A 14,169-nucleotide genomic window follows, 5' to 3' on the forward strand; every position below is an offset into this window, starting at 1 on the left:
TACCTTTCTTAAAGCGACGAGTATTTCTTGCGCAGACGCTGACGAATCAGTTCCGCGAGGGTGTTCATGACGAAGGTGAACAGCAGCAGCACCAAGGCCGAGAGGAACAGCACGCGGTAGTGGCTGCCGCCAACTTCCGATTCGGGCATTTCCACCGCAACGTTGGCGGCCAATGTGCGCAGGCCTTCGAACAGGTTCATTTCCATGACCGGGGTGTTACCGGTGGCCATCAGCACGATCATCGTTTCACCGACCGCACGCCCCATGCCGATCATCAGCGCCGAGAAAATCCCCGGGCTGGCGGTGAGGATCACCACGCGAGTCATGGTCTGCCAAGGCGTGGCGCCGAGGGCCAGGGAACCGAGGGTCAGGCCGCGAGGCACGCTGAACACGGCATCTTCGGCAATGGAATAGATGTTCGGGATGACCGCGAAACCCATGGCCAGGCCTACCACCAGGGCGTTGCGCTGGTCGTAGGTGATGCCCAGGTCGTGGGAGATCCACATGCGCATGTCGCCGCCGAAGAACCAGTTTTCCATGTACGGGCTCATGTACAACGACAGCCAGCCCACGAACAGGATGACCGGGATCAGAATCGCGCTTTCCCAACCGTCAGGCACTTTCAGGCGCACGGATTCAGGCAGGCGACTGAAGACGAAACCCGCCACCAGAATGCCGATCGGCAGGAGCATCAACAGGCTGAAGATACCCGGCAAGTGTCCTTCCACGTAGGGCGCCAGGAACAGGCCGGCGAAGAAGCCGAGGATCACCGTCGGCATCGCTTCCATCAGCTCGATCACCGGCTTGACCTTGCGGCGCAGGCTCGGCGCCATGAAGTAGGCGGTGTAGATCGCGGCCGCTACGGCTAGTGGCGCGGCCAGCAGCATGGCGTAGAAGGCGGCTTTGAGGGTACCGAACGTTAGCGGGGACAGGCTCAGCTTGGGTTCAAAATCGGTGTTGGCGGCGGTCGATTGCCAGACGTACTTAGGCTCGTCGTAGTTCTCGTACCAGACCTTGCTCCACAGTGCGCTCCAGGAAACTTCCGGGTGCGGGTTATCGAGCAGCAGTGGTTGAATCTTGCCGCCGGCCTCGACGATCACGCGGTTGGCCCGTGGTGACAGGCCAAAAATGCCCTGCCCGTCGACGACCTGATCCACCAGGAGGGTGCGGTGCGCGGTGCTGTGGAACACGCCGAGCTTGCCGGATGCATCCAGGGCGATGAAGCCTTTGCGACGCTCTTCGGCAGTGATCTCAACGATGGGCGTGGTGCCCATCTGGAAGGTGCGAATCTGTTTCAGGCGCTGTTCGCCATCCGGGTCGCGAGCCATGAACCACTGGGCCAGGCCACCCTTGGAATCGCCGAGGATCAGCGAGATACCGCCCACCAGCTGAGTGCTGGCGGTGATCTGCGCCTCGCCATCTTCAAGCAGCTTGTAACGACCGTTGAGGCTCTTGTCGCGCAGGCTGAACACGTCGGCCTGGGCACGCCCGTTGATTACGTACAACCACTGCTGGCGCGGGTCGACGAAGATGTTTTTCACCGTCTCGGTCATCTGCGGCAGATCGATACGCTTCTGCTCGCTGGTGACTTCGCCGGTCATCATGTTTTCTTCGCTGGTGAGCGACAACACGTTGAGCTGCGCACCCGTGGAGCCCACCAGCAACAGGGTCGAATCTGTGGCGTTGAGGCTGATATGCTCCAGCGCCCCGCCCGCTTCGTTCAACGCGATCGGGGTCTCGCCATACGGGTATTCAATGGCTGGCGAGATGGTCTTATTGCCGTCGGGATAGCTAACTTTGTAAGTGTGGCGGAACACCAAAGCCTGGCCGTTGGAAAAGCCGACCGCAACCAATGGGGAACCCGGCTGGTCTTCACCGATAGAAGTGACCTGGCTACCAGCCGGGACCGGCAGGTCGACACGACGCAGCTCTGCGCCGCTGTCGATGTCGAAAAACAACGCCTGGCCCTTGTCGGACACCCGCATGGCCACCTTGTTCTGTTCTTCCAGGGAGATCATCAGCGGCTTGCCGGCGTCCTGCATCCAGGCGGGCGTGATCGAGTCCTTGGCCGTCAGGTCGGCGCCTTGGAACAGCGGCGCGACAACGTAGCCCAGGAAGAAGAAAATCAGCGTGATCGCCCCAAGCACGGCAAGGCCGCCAATGAGGACGTACCAACGCGTCAGGCGGTCTTTGAGCGCGCGCATACGGCGCTTGCGTTGCAACTCAGGCGTATTGAAATCAATTCGCTTGGGGGGATTTGTAGTCATTGTGGAATTGGCCAGATCATTCATTCGCACACCCTAGCGATCCTGTATGACAGAAAGATGACAGTGCAGTGACGCGACAAATCCGCCGCCTGTGGAAACTGGCAGCGGAGCGGGAATTGGGGGGGTGTAGGAGCTGTCGAGGGAACCGAGGCTGCGATCTTCTGATCTTGCAGTTCGAAGCCAGATCAAAAGATCGCAGCCTCGTTTCACTCGACAGCTCCTACAGAGCCCGGGGTTACCCCGGACTCAGGGTTTTACTTTTTTGCGACTTCAGCACCGCCTTCCTGCAGACCCAGGTCAGCCAATGCCTTGGCGGCAACTTTGGCTGGCAGTGGGATGTAGCCGTCTTTCACTACGACTTCCTGGCCTTGCTTGGACAGGACCAGCTTCACAAACTCGGCTTCCAGCGGGGCCAGAGGCTTGTTCGGCGCTTTGTTGACGTAAACGTAGAGGAAGCGCGACAGCGGGTATTTGCCGTTCAGGGCGTTTTCTTCGGTGTCTTCGATGAAGTCGGTGCTGCCTTTCTTGGCCAGTGCCACGGTCTTCACGCTGGCAGTCTTGTAACCGATGCCCGAGTAACCGATGCCGTTCAGCGAGGAGCTGATGGACTGCACGACCGAAGCCGAACCAGGTTGTTCGTTGACGTTAGGCTTGAAGTCGCCTTTGCACAGGGCTTCTTCCTTGAAGTAGCCGTAGGTGCCCGATACCGAGTTACGACCGAACAACTGAACCGGCTTGTTCGCCAGGTCGCCGGTCACACCCAGGTCGCCCCAAGTTTTAACGTCGGCTTTACCACCGCACAGACGAGTCGACGAGAATACCGCGTCGACTTGTTCCATGGTCATGTGCTGGATCGGGTTGTCCTTGTGCACGAACACAGCCAAGGCGTCCACGGCAACCGGGATGGCGGTTGGCTTGTAGCCGTACTTGGTTTCAAAGGCCTGCAGCTCGTTGTCCTTCATCTTGCGGCTCATCGGGCCCAGGTTGGCGGTGCCTTCAGTCAGCGCAGGTGGCGCGGTGGAGGAACCAGCGGCCTGAATCTGGATGTTTACGTTCGGGTATTCTTTTTTGTAGTTCTCGGCCCACAAGGTCATGAGGTTGGCCAGGGTATCGGAGCCGACGCTGGACAGGTTGCCCGACACACCAGTGGTCTTGGTGTAGCTCGGGATAGCAGGGTCAACAGCGGCAACCGCGTTGGCAGTCGCAACGCCAGCAGCGACAAAAGTCATTGCCGCCATCAAACGCTTCAGTTTCATGCCTTACTCCTAGCAGATAGGGTGTGTTAAGTCGGAGCCAAGTATTAGCAGGCCGTGTGAACACTCTATGGCTGAAATATGACAATTGGATGAAAGGCCATCATCCGATGCCGGAAGGGAGACCCGCGTTGCCCGCATCGCGAGCAGGCTCATTCCCACAGCGGTTCTGAAGTGATTACAGAGTCAGTGTGGGAGCGAGCCTGCTCGCGTTGGGCTCGGCAAGATTGAAGAAGATTGCGCGTCAGCGCCCCTTCCTCCAGAGGTACCCGCCCACCACTATCCCTACTCCACAAATAATTGCGACGTAGTAGGCCGGCCCCATCGGGCTTTCCTTGAGCAGCAGGGTCACCACCATCGGCGTCAGGCCGCCGAAGATGGCGTAGGCGAGGTTGTAGGAAAACGACAGCCCGCTGAAGCGCACCACCGCCGGAAAGGCCTTGACCATCACGTAGGGCACCGCACCGATGGTGCCTACCAGCAAGCCGGTCAGGGCATACATAGGGAATAGCCAGTCGGGGTGGTTGAACAGGCTGTGATAGAAGGTCCACGAGCTGATCAGCAACGCGGCGCTGCCGAACACGAATACCCGACCTGCGCCAAAGCGGTCCGCCAGTGCACCGGACGCAACACAGCCCAGGCTCAGGAAGACGATGGCGAGGCTGTTGGCCTGCAAGGCGACGGTTGGTGCGAAATGGTAGACGGTCTGCAGCACGGTCGGGGTCATGAGAATGACGACGATGATGCCGGCAGACAGCAACCAGGTCAGCAGCATGGAAATCAGGATAGCGCCACGATGGTCACGCAATACGGCCTTGAGCGGCACTTCTTCGGCCAGCGCTTTGCGCAGTTGCAGCTCGGCAAATACCGGGGTCTCGTGCAGCCAGCGACGCAGGTAAACCGAGAACAGGCCAAACACACCCCCCAGCAGGAACGGGATACGCCAGGCGTAATCAGCGACTTCGGTGGGGGTGTAAAGGCTGTTGATCGCGGTAGCAACCAATGAGCCCAGGAGGATGCCGGCGGTCAGGCCGCTGGTCAGGGTGCCGCAGGCGTAGCCGATGTGACGCTGGGGCACATGCTCGGAAACGAAAACCCACGCGCCGGGCACTTCCCCGCCGATAGCCGCGCCCTGGATGACCCGCATCAGCAGCAACAAAATCGGTGCCCACATGCCGATCTGCGCGTAGGTTGGCAGCAGACCCATGATCAGGGTCGGCACCGCCATCATGAAAATGCTCAAGGTGAACATTTTCTTGCGGCCCAGCAGGTCGCCGAAGTGCGCCATGACAATGCCGCCCAACGGGCGCGCCAGGTAACCCGCAGCGAAGATGCCGAAGGTCTGCATCAGCCGCAGCCACTCGGGCATGTCGGCCGGGAAGAACAGTTTGCCCACCACCGTGGCGAAGAATACGAAGATGATGAAGTCGTAGAATTCCAGCGCACCACCGAGGGCGGACAGCGACAGGGTCTTGTAGTCATTACGAGTCAGCGGACGTGCGGGTTGTGTTGGCTGCGCGACGCTCGAGGGCGCTGTGGTCATGGCAAGGCTTCTCTTATAGTCGAATCTGCAACCTCAACAGCTCTGGCCGAGGCTTGGGCAGGTCCGGCACGATAGCAAATTGTTCGAAAAAGCACATGGATGTGCATATTTGACGGTCAAAATGAGAACCCGACGGTCGTCTCGGAGTCTACCGACCGATATACTCGCAATCTTGCAACGATTTGACTGGGTTGCTGTGCGAAAACGCCTGCCGGGGTACATAGGCGATTTCGCAGAGTTTCCCTTTTAGGCGCCTTTCGAAAAACGTGACGAACGTAGTATGTTCGGGGCTGAATCGTTTTTTCTTAGGACGGCTATTCACCTGAAGTACCAATGAAGACTCACGGGTCAGAGGCACCCCCGGCATGATAGAGCTCGAACAAGAAGATCCAATCCCGCAAGGCGACCTGGCCCTGCAAATCACTGCATTGCCGCGCGAAACCAACGGCTTCGGCGATATTTTCGGCGGTTGGCTGGTGGCGCAGATGGATTTGGCTGGCACTGCGATGGCCAGTAAGGTCGCGGGCGGACGTGTAGCTACCGTGGCGATCGATCGCATGGCGTTCCTGGTACCGGTCGCGGTAGGCGCCCAGCTCTCCTTCTATACCCAGGCCCTGGAAATCGGCCGTAGCTCGATCCAGATGATGGTTGAGGTGTGGAGCGACGATCCGCTGTCCAGCGAATGGCGCAAGGTCACCGAAGCGGTGTTCGTGTTCGTTGCCATCGACGGCAGTGGGCGTACCCGTTCGGTTCCGTCCAGAGCTCGATAGCCTTAAAGCGTCAAACGCCGGGAGCGTTTTGCGGTCCATTGCAGCCCTGTTCCAGATTGAGAGTCGCCCCATGAGCACGCCCAACGTTGAAGCCATGAAACTGGATGAACTGAACTGCTGGCGCATCCGCCACGGTCGGGCCGAATTGCTGGTGGCCCAGCAAGGCGCGCAAATCCTCAGCTATCAGTTGGCAGGCCAACCGCCGCTGATCTGGCTCAACGATGAGGCAGTGTTCAAGACCGGCAAGAGCATTCGTGCCGGTGTGCCCGTCTGCTGGCCATGGTTCGGCAATCTGGCGCGCAACCCGCAAAGCGTTCAGGCCATGCGTTCCAGCCAGGAGCCGGCGACGGCCCACGGGTTTGTCCGGGCGATGGACTGGGAGCTGGCCGGCATCGAGACCGAAGGTGAAAGCCTGAAGGTCGAGTTCGCCCTGCCCAACCCCGATGGCGGCTTTCCAGGCTGGCGGCATGAGGTGGATCTGAAGCTGAGCATTCGCCTGGATGAGCAGCTGCACATCGGCCTGACCAGTCATAACCGCGGCAACTCAAGCGTCACGATCAGCCAGGCATTGCACAGCTATTTCGCGGTCAGCGATGTGCGCACGGTGCATGTCGAGGGCCTGGATGGCTTGAACTACATCGAGACGCTGGATGCCTGGAAAACCGTGAAGCAGATCGGTGACCTGCAGTTCACCGGCGAGACTGATCGCATCTATCTCGATACGCCCCAAACGCTGAGCATTGTTGACCCGGCTTGGGAACGGCGGATCGAGCTGCGCAGCAGCGGTTCGCGCTCGGCGGTGATCTGGAATCCGTGGGTTGAGCGCGCGGCAGCGTTCAGCGACATGGCTGACGATGGCTGGCAGCGCATGCTGTGCATCGAGACGGCGAATGTGATGGACGATGTGGTGGTGCTGGCGCCGGGGTCGAGTCACACGCTTGGTGTGAACATCGCCAGCAAGCCGCTTTAAAAGCTTCGCTTTAACCAGACACCTACAAATCCGACTCCTGCACCACCCGCACTGTGGCGGCATCCAGGGCATACGCCGCATCAGCCAGGTCGTTATTGACCTGCTCGACTTTCAGCGTGCCGGTGACCCACAGCGGCGTGTAGATATCATCCAGCTTCAAGCCTTTTGGGTAACGCACCAGCACCAGCTGATTGGGCGGCGGTGGTGGCACGTGGATGCAGGCGCCTGGATAGGGCACCAGGAAGAACAGCGTGCTCCGACCTTTGGCGTCGCTCTCCAGCGGCACCGGATAACCACCGATACGAATCTTTTTGTCGTTCATCGACGCTACGGTTTTGGTCGAATACATCACTGCGGGCAAGCCCTTGCTCTGCTTCATGCCACCTTTTTCGGTAAAGGTGCCATCGCCTTCGGGAGAGTCGTGATCGATTTCCGGCATGGCCTCGAGGGCCTTCTGGTCGGACTTGGGCATCAATTCCAGCCAGTCGGTTTCCGGCAGCTCGCTGCCATGGACGAGGCCGGCGCCCAATAAAAGTACAGTCAACAGAGTGCGGCGCATGGAGGTGCTCGGGTTTGGGGAGTGTTGGAACGCCGAGCATTCTAGCCCTCTCTGCACGCCGCGCAGAGAGGGCTTTGTCGCTTGAATCAGTTCTTTTTGATCAGGCCGTAGATCACCAGCAAAATCACGGCACCGACCAGCGCGCCCAGGAAACCTGCGCCTTCGCCGGCCTGGTAGAAGCCCAACGCCTGGCCGCCATAAGTGGCCGCCAGCGAACCGCCGATACCGAGCAAGATGGTCATGATCCAGCCCATGCTGTCATCGCCCGGTTTCAGGAAACGCGCCAGCAGGCCGACGATCAAGCCGATAAAGATGGTTCCAATAATTCCCATGACATTTCCCTCTGATTTGAATGGCTATGCAGAAGACTAGTCAGACTTTCGCATACTGCCATCAGAGAACGGCGGGCCTTGAATGGTTCCGCCGCTGTCAGGTGAAACTATTCGGCGATGAGCGCTTCGACCTTGATGATCTGCTGCTCCAGCGTGGCCTTGTCGGCGCAGCGCAGGTTGGCATGACCGACCTTGCGACCAGCCTTGAACGCCTTGCCATAGTGATGCAGGTGGCAATCGGCGATGGCGATCACTCTCTCGACCGGCGGCACGACGCCGATGAAGTTGAGCATGGCGCTCTCACCGACCTTGGCCGTCGAGCCCAGCGGCAAGCCGGCAACGGCGCGCAGATGGTTCTCGAACTGGCTGCACTCGGCGCCTTCCGTCGTCCAGTGTCCGGAGTTGTGCACGCGAGGGGCGATTTCGTTGGCCTTGAGACCACCGTCAACCTCGAAGAACTCGAACGCCATCACGCCCACGTAATCCAGGTGTTTGAGCACGCGGCTGGAGTAATCTTCGGCCAGGCCCTGCAGGGGGTGATCGGTACTGGCCACGGACAGCTTCAAGATGCCGCTGTCATGAGTGTTGTGCACCAGCGGGTAGAACCTGGTTTCGCCATCGCGAGCGCGCACGGCAATCAGCGAAACTTCCCCGGTAAAAGGCACGAAGCCTTCCAGCAGGCAGGCCACGCTGCCCAGTTCGGCAAATGTGCCTGTTACATCTTCGGGTTTGCGCAGGACTTTCTGGCCCTTGCCGTCGTAACCCAGGGTGCGGGTTTTCAACACGGCAGGCAGGCCGATGGACGCCACTGCGGCGTCCAGGTCGGCTTGCGACTGGATGTCGGCGAACGCTGGCGTCGGTATCTCCAGGTCCTTGAACATGCTCTTCTCGAACCAGCGATCACGCGCGATTCGCAGGGCTTCGGCGCTCGGGTACACCGGAACGAACTGAGAGAGAAATGCGACGGTTTCCGCCGGTACGCTCTCGAACTCGAAAGTCACCAGATCGACTTCATCTGCCAGCTGGCGCAGGTGATCCTGATCGCCATAATCGGCCCGCAGATGCTCGCCCAAGGCGGCTGCGCAAGCATCCGGCGCAGGGTCCAGGAAAGCGAAGTTCATACCCAGCGGGGTGCCCGCCAACGCCAACATGCGACCCAACTGGCCGCCACCGATTACACCGATCTTCATCGTCAACAACCTCAGGCGATGCGTGGGTCTGGATTTTCCAGGACGCTGTCTGTCTGCTCAGCGCGGAATGTTTTCAGCACCGCATGGAACTGCGGGTGCTTGGCGCCCAGGATGCTTGCCGAGAGCAAGGCTGCGTTGATTGCACCGGCCTTGCCGATGGCCAGCGTGGCGACCGGAATGCCCGCAGGCATCTGCACGATGGACAGCAGCGAGTCGACGCCCGACAGCATGGACGACTGCACCGGCACGCCCAGCACTGGCAGGTGGGTCTTGGCCGCACACATGCCTGGCAGGTGCGCCGCGCCGCCGGCACCGGCGATAATCACCTCGATGCCACGCGCCTCGGCCTCTTCGGCATACTGGAACAGCAGGTCCGGGGTACGGTGGGCAGAGACCACTTTCACCTCGTAAGGAATGCCGAGCTTTTCCAGCATATCGGCGGTGTGGCTAAGGGTGGACCAATCGGACTTGGAGCCCATGATCACGCCAACCAGTGCACTCATCGTCGTGCCTCTTCTCTCTGGGCGCCCGCAGGCGCGTCAAAAAACAACAAGCCACGCGGGAAATCCGGCGTGGCTTGTTGTACGAATTCAGGCCGGTCGAACCGGCCAAAGGCCGCGCAGTATACCGTAATGAAGCAGATAAACAGCCCCCGAAACGACCATCTGTCCTACGGCGCAAAGTGCCGGTTTTATTGACCTGAAGGTCAGCCAAAAAGATCAAAAGATCGCAGCCTTCGGCAGCTCCTGCGCCGATCTCTGCAGGCGCTGCCGAAGGTTGCGATCTTGGCGTCCGTAAACACAGCGCAGTTTATGAACCCTGCGCCGCACCGCCTTCCAGCTTGCGCCACAACAACCGCACGTTCGCCTTGCGAACCAGCGCACAGCGATACAGACGAATTTCCAGCGGCACATGCCATTGCGGGCCGCCGCATACCACCAGCTCCCCGCGCGCCAGCTCGGCGCGCACACTCAGTTGCGGCACCCACGCTATCCCCAGGCCTTCGAGTGCCATGCTCTTGAGGCTGTCGGCCATCGCCGTCTCATAGATGGTGGTGAAGCGCAGTGCCCGCTGGCGCAGCAGCATATTGACCGAACGCCCGAGGAATGCACCGGCGCTGTAGGCCAGCAGCGGCACACTGCCTTCGCCTTCGAGATCGAACAGTGGCTTGCCATCGGCATCGGCGGCACACACCGGGAGCATTTCGGTCTGGCCCAAGTGTAGAGACGGGAAAATCTCGGGGTCCATCTGCATCGCAGCGTCAGGGTCATAGAACGCGAGCATCAGATCGCAGCCGCCTTCGCGCAACGCGTGCACCGCGTCACCCACATTAGTGGCGACCAGTCGAGTGGCGATGTTCAGGCCTTCGTTGCGCAACTGCGCAATCCAGCGCGGAAAAAAGCCCAGGGCCAACGAGTGCGCCGCAGCGACTTGCATGACCTCACCCTGCCCGCCTTCCAGGTGATGCAGGTGGCGCAGCACTTCACCGAGTTGCTCGACCACCGTTCGCGCGGTGACCAGAAACAACTGTCCCGCCGCCGTCAGTTCTATCGGCGTGCGCGAGCGGTTGACCAGCTGCAGGCCCAGTGCCGTTTCCAGGCTGCGGATGCGCCGGCTGAAGGCAGGCTGCGTCACGAAGCGGCGTTCGGCGGCCTGGGAGAAACTTCGGGTAGCGGCCAGGGCACTGAAGTCCTCAAGCCATTTACTTTCCAGATTCATCAAGTCCTCCCGGACACGCACCAAATTAGGTCACACGCTCTTTTCGAACACAGCGTCACATTCCCATTATGCCGAATTTGCATAGGTCAGTGTTTAACAGCATTGGCCGAAAACTCTCTACAAGCCTAGCATTTGCAGTGTTCCGGCACAGCCCGGGTCCATATTGAGATGATTTCTATCATGTCCTCCGCTGCATCTTTCCGCACAGAAAAAGACCTGCTTGGCGTACTTGAAGTACCTGCTCAAGCGTATTACGGCATCCAGACCCTGCGAGCGGTGAATAATTTCCGTCTCTCCGGCGTTCCGATTTCGCATTACCCGAAGCTGGTCGTCGGCTTGGCAATGGTCAAACAGGCCGCCGCTGACGCCAACCGCGAGCTGGGTCACCTGAGCGAAGCCAAGCACGCTGCCATCAGCGAAGCCTGTGCACGATTGATCCGCGGTGATTTCCACGAAGAGTTCGTGGTGGACATGATTCAAGGCGGCGCTGGCACTTCGACCAACATGAATGCCAACGAAGTCATCGCCAACATCGCACTGGAGGCCATGGGTCACCAGAAAGGCGAATACCAATACCTGCACCCGAACAACGACGTGAACATGGCGCAGTCGACCAACGACGCCTACCCGACTGCGATCCGCCTGGGTCTGCTGCTGGGTCACGACGCACTGCTGGCCAGCCTCGACAGCCTGATCCAGGCGTTCGCCGCCAAGGGTGAAGAATTCAGCCACGTATTGAAGATGGGGCGTACCCAGCTGCAAGACGCCGTGCCGATGACTCTCGGCCAGGAATTCCGCGCCTTCGCCACCACCCTGAGTGAAGACCTGGCACGCCTGAAGACACTGGCTCCCGAGTTGCTGACTGAAGTGAACCTGGGCGGCACAGCCATCGGTACCGGCATCAACGCCGACCCGCGCTACCAGCACCTGGCCGTTCAGCGCCTGGCGTTGATCAGCGGACAACCGCTGGTACCGGCTGCCGACCTGATCGAAGCCACCTCGGACATGGGCGCCTTCGTGCTGTTCTCCGGCATGCTCAAACGTACCGCCGTCAAGTTGTCGAAGATCTGCAACGACCTGCGCCTGCTGTCCAGCGGCCCGCGCACCGGCATCAACGAAATCAACTTGCCGGCACGTCAGCCAGGCAGCTCGATCATGCCCGGCAAGGTCAACCCGGTAATCCCGGAAGCAGTGAACCAGGTTGCATTCCAGATCATCGGCAACGACCTGGCGCTGACCATCGCGGCCGAAGGCGGCCAGCTGCAGTTGAACGTGATGGAGCCGCTGATCGCGTTCAAGATCTTCGACTCGATCCGCCTTCTGCAACGCGCCATGGACATGCTGCGCGAGCACTGCATCGTCGGCATCACCGCCAACGAAGAACGCTGCCGTGAACTGGTCGAGCACTCGATCGGCCTGGTCACCGCACTGAACCCGTACATCGGCTATGAAAACGCCACCCGCATCGCCCGTATTGCCCTGGAAAGCGGCCGTGGCGTGCTGGAGCTGGTACGTGAAGAAGGCTTGCTCGACGACGAAATGCTCGCCGACATCCTGCGCCCGGAAAACATGATTGCTCCGCGTCTGGTCCCGCTTAAAGCCTGAGCCGACACGTTGTTTGCAGTACCACTCACCAGGTCGAGGGACTAGACACCTCTCACCTTTTGAGGGCTTGGGGACTTGCTCCCCAGGCCCTTTTTTTTACCGAAAAACCCGTGGGAGCGAGCCTGCTCGCGATGGCGGTGGCAAACCTGGATTAGATGGGACGGATAAACCGCTTTCGCGAGCAGGCTCGCTCCCACACAAAAGCATGGGTATAGTGCCGCCCCTCTTCGCGTGAGCGGTCGTCGGTAACGAGACCCAAACCCATGCGAAACCCGAACTAATAACAAACCCGCGATTTGGAACCGGGACGAAAACTTCGCCTCGCCTGTTTTGCCGTGCGCAAATCGGTGTAACGCGATGTTTCTGCCCCGCCCAGCATTTGCCTACACAAAAAAACAGCGAGGAATAATCCATGCTCGAAGTCATTAACGACTTCCTCTCAGGAAAAGTACTGATCGTGCTCATTGTCGGGCTCGGTAGCTACTTCACGATCCGCTCGCGTTTCGTACAACTGCGCCACTTCTTCCACATGTTCGCGGTGTTCCGTGACAGCCTCAAAAGCAGCGCCGGGCAATTGAGTTCGTTCCAGGCCCTGATGCTCAGCCTCGCCGGCCGCGTCGGTGCAGGCAACATCGCCGGGGTCGGCATCGCCGTGACCCTGGGTGGCCCGGGCGCTGTGTTCTGGATGTGGGTAACTGCACTGGTCGGCATGTCCAGCAGCTTCTTCGAATGTTCCCTCGGCCAGCTCTACAAGCGCTGCGATTCCGAAGGCCAGTACCGTGGCGGTCCGTCCTACTACATCCAGCACGGCCTGCAGAAACGCTGGCTGGGCATGATCATGGCATTCCTGCTGCTGATCACCTTCGGCTTCGCCTTCAACGGCTTGCAGTCCCACGCCGTGACCCATTCACTGAACAACGCATTCGGGCTCGACACCACTTACACCGGGATCGGTCTGGCAGTGCTGCTGGGCCTGGTGTTCATTGGTGGTATCAAGCGTATCGCCAAGGTCGCCGACCTGCTGGTTCCCGTGAAAACCCTGGTGTACATCGGCGTGACCATCTACGTGATCGTGCTGCAGTTCGATCAAGTGCCAGGCATGTTGATGACCATCGTCAGAAGCGCATTCGGTCTCGACCAGGCGTTCGGCGGCCTCATCGGCAGCGCGATCATCATGGGCGTGAAGCGCGGCGTGTTCGCCAACGAAGCCGGCCTGGGCAGTGCGCCTAACGTGGCGGCGGTGGCCTCGGTCGAGCACCCGGTGGCACAAGGCGTGGTGCAGGCGTTCAGTGTGTTCCTGGATACTTTCGTGATCTGCACCTGTACTGCTCTGCTGATCCTGCTCTCGGGTTTCTACACCCCTGGTTTCGAAGGCGATGGCATTGCCCTGACCCAGAACTCGCTGGCAGCCGTAGTGGGCGAGTGGGGCCGGATGTTCATTTCCGTGGCGCTGGCCCTGTTTGTGTTCACTTCGATCCTCTACAACTACTACCTGGGCGAGAGCAACCTGCGCTTCCTGATCGGTGAAAACCGCAAGGCGCTGATGGGTTACCGCGCGTTGGTGTTGGTGCTGATCTTCTGGGGCGCGATCGAAAACCTGGGCACGGTGTTCGCATTCGCCGACATCACCATGACCATGCTGGCCTTCGTCAACCTGATCGCGCTGTTCCTGCTGTTTAACGTCGGCATGCGCATCCTGCGCGACTACGACGACCAGCGCGCTGCCGGCATCAAGACGCCGGTGTTCGATTCGAGCAAGTTCCCGGACCTGGACCTCGACCTGAACGCCTGGCCTGCCAATCCACCAGCCGCGGCCACCCAGGCTGAAGCTGAAGCGCAAGGCGTACCCGCAGCGCAACGCTGATCGGTGAATGACGGGCGCATCCCCTGCGCTCGTCAGTTAAAATGTAAAACCTGTGAGAGCAAGCCTGCTCGCGATAGCGCTACGACAGTGCAATGTC

Annotated in this window: 12 protein-coding genes; 4 read left to right on the forward strand and 8 right to left on the reverse strand. The window is 60.0% G+C overall.

Annotated elements, in window-relative coordinates:
- Nucleotides 1–8 precede the first annotated feature (8 nt).
- The 3 genes from EQV97_RS11455 to EQV97_RS11465 form a co-directional block, all read right to left on the reverse strand.
- A complete protein-coding gene (locus EQV97_RS11455) occupies nucleotides 9–2,291 on the reverse strand; it encodes an ABC transporter permease subunit (RefSeq protein ID WP_122840968.1) in 2,283 nt (760 codons plus the stop codon).
- A 230-nt stretch (nucleotides 2,292–2,521) separates the two neighbouring features.
- The gene (locus tag EQV97_RS11460) at nucleotides 2,522–3,523 is read right to left on the reverse strand and encodes a phosphate ABC transporter substrate-binding protein PstS (RefSeq protein ID WP_122840967.1); all 1,002 of its coding nucleotides are present in this window, start codon (nucleotides 3,521–3,523) and stop codon (nucleotides 2,522–2,524) included.
- 241 nt (nucleotides 3,524–3,764) lie between these two features.
- Entirely contained in the window at nucleotides 3,765–5,063 is a 1,299-nt protein-coding gene (locus EQV97_RS11465; protein ID WP_122840966.1) for an MFS transporter, read from the reverse strand.
- A gap of 365 nt (nucleotides 5,064–5,428) precedes the next feature.
- On the opposite strand from EQV97_RS11465, the gene EQV97_RS11470 reads away from it, so the two are divergent.
- Nucleotides 5,429–5,833: an acyl-CoA thioesterase gene (locus EQV97_RS11470; protein WP_003176975.1), complete on the forward strand. Its 405-nt coding sequence runs from the start codon at nucleotides 5,429–5,431 to the stop codon at nucleotides 5,831–5,833.
- 70 nt (nucleotides 5,834–5,903) lie between these two features.
- The gene (locus EQV97_RS11475) at nucleotides 5,904–6,803 is read left to right on the forward strand and encodes a D-hexose-6-phosphate mutarotase (RefSeq protein WP_240888947.1); all 900 of its coding nucleotides are present in this window, start codon (nucleotides 5,904–5,906) and stop codon (nucleotides 6,801–6,803) included.
- 22 nt (nucleotides 6,804–6,825) lie between these two features.
- Here the strand turns inward: EQV97_RS11475 and EQV97_RS11480 are convergent, their stop codons facing one another.
- The 5 genes from EQV97_RS11480 to EQV97_RS11500 form a co-directional block, all read right to left on the reverse strand.
- Nucleotides 6,826–7,362 carry a DUF3299 domain-containing protein gene (locus tag EQV97_RS11480; protein ID WP_122840964.1) on the reverse strand — a complete coding sequence of 179 codons (537 nt, stop codon included), beginning with the start codon at nucleotides 7,360–7,362 and terminating at the stop codon, nucleotides 6,826–6,828.
- 86 nt (nucleotides 7,363–7,448) lie between these two features.
- Complete coding sequence (locus EQV97_RS11485; RefSeq protein ID WP_045057799.1) at nucleotides 7,449–7,694, reverse strand: GlsB/YeaQ/YmgE family stress response membrane protein; 246 nt, start codon at nucleotides 7,692–7,694, stop codon at nucleotides 7,449–7,451.
- Between the two features lie 107 nt (nucleotides 7,695–7,801).
- Entirely contained in the window at nucleotides 7,802–8,884 is a 1,083-nt protein-coding gene (locus tag EQV97_RS11490; RefSeq protein WP_225568900.1) for a 5-(carboxyamino)imidazole ribonucleotide synthase, read from the reverse strand.
- Nucleotides 8,885–8,895: 11 nt separating this feature from the next.
- The gene (gene purE, locus EQV97_RS11495; protein WP_017341565.1) at nucleotides 8,896–9,387 is read right to left on the reverse strand and encodes a 5-(carboxyamino)imidazole ribonucleotide mutase; all 492 of its coding nucleotides are present in this window, start codon (nucleotides 9,385–9,387) and stop codon (nucleotides 8,896–8,898) included.
- Between the two features lie 307 nt (nucleotides 9,388–9,694).
- Nucleotides 9,695–10,603, reverse strand: coding sequence for a LysR substrate-binding domain-containing protein (locus EQV97_RS11500; RefSeq protein ID WP_045057796.1), 909 nt, complete (start codon nucleotides 10,601–10,603; stop codon nucleotides 9,695–9,697).
- A gap of 180 nt (nucleotides 10,604–10,783) precedes the next feature.
- Between EQV97_RS11500 and aspA the strand changes: the two genes are divergently transcribed.
- Nucleotides 10,784–12,208, forward strand: coding sequence for an aspartate ammonia-lyase (aspA, locus tag EQV97_RS11505; protein WP_045057795.1), 1,425 nt, complete (start codon nucleotides 10,784–10,786; stop codon nucleotides 12,206–12,208).
- 412 nt (nucleotides 12,209–12,620) lie between these two features.
- A complete protein-coding gene (locus EQV97_RS11510) occupies nucleotides 12,621–14,072 on the forward strand; it encodes an alanine/glycine:cation symporter family protein (protein WP_225568901.1) in 1,452 nt (483 codons plus the stop codon).
- The last annotated feature ends 97 nt before the right edge of the window (nucleotides 14,073–14,169 follow it).

Source organism: Pseudomonas sp. TMW22090 (assembly GCF_022496665.1).
Lineage (GTDB): Bacteria > Pseudomonadota > Gammaproteobacteria > Pseudomonadales > Pseudomonadaceae > Aquipseudomonas > Aquipseudomonas gregormendelii.

Excerpts from the sequence above, each read along its gene's own strand:
- EQV97_RS11500 (WP_045057796.1), bottom strand. The coding sequence starts at position 10,603 with ATGAATCTGGAAAGTAAATGGCTTGAGGACTTCAGTGCCCTGGCCGCT.
- EQV97_RS11460 (WP_122840967.1), bottom strand. The coding sequence starts at position 3,523 with ATGAAACTGAAGCGTTTGATGGCGGCAATGACTTTTGTCGCTGCTGGC.
- EQV97_RS11470 (WP_003176975.1), top strand. The coding sequence starts at position 5,429 with ATGATAGAGCTCGAACAAGAAGATCCAATCCCGCAAGGCGACCTGGCC.
- EQV97_RS11490 (WP_225568900.1), bottom strand. The coding sequence starts at position 8,884 with ATGAAGATCGGTGTAATCGGTGGCGGCCAGTTGGGTCGCATGTTGGCG.
- EQV97_RS11510 (WP_225568901.1), top strand. The coding sequence starts at position 12,621 with ATGCTCGAAGTCATTAACGACTTCCTCTCAGGAAAAGTACTGATCGTG.
- EQV97_RS11455 (WP_122840968.1), bottom strand. The coding sequence starts at position 2,291 with ATGAATGATCTGGCCAATTCCACAATGACTACAAATCCCCCCAAGCGA.
- purE (WP_017341565.1), bottom strand. The coding sequence starts at position 9,387 with ATGAGTGCACTGGTTGGCGTGATCATGGGCTCCAAGTCCGATTGGTCC.
- EQV97_RS11480 (WP_122840964.1), bottom strand. The coding sequence starts at position 7,362 with ATGCGCCGCACTCTGTTGACTGTACTTTTATTGGGCGCCGGCCTCGTC.
- EQV97_RS11475 (WP_240888947.1), top strand. The coding sequence starts at position 5,904 with ATGAGCACGCCCAACGTTGAAGCCATGAAACTGGATGAACTGAACTGC.
- EQV97_RS11465 (WP_122840966.1), bottom strand. The coding sequence starts at position 5,063 with ATGACCACAGCGCCCTCGAGCGTCGCGCAGCCAACACAACCCGCACGT.
- EQV97_RS11485 (WP_045057799.1), bottom strand. The coding sequence starts at position 7,694 with ATGGGAATTATTGGAACCATCTTTATCGGCTTGATCGTCGGCCTGCTG.
- aspA (WP_045057795.1), top strand. The coding sequence starts at position 10,784 with ATGTCCTCCGCTGCATCTTTCCGCACAGAAAAAGACCTGCTTGGCGTA.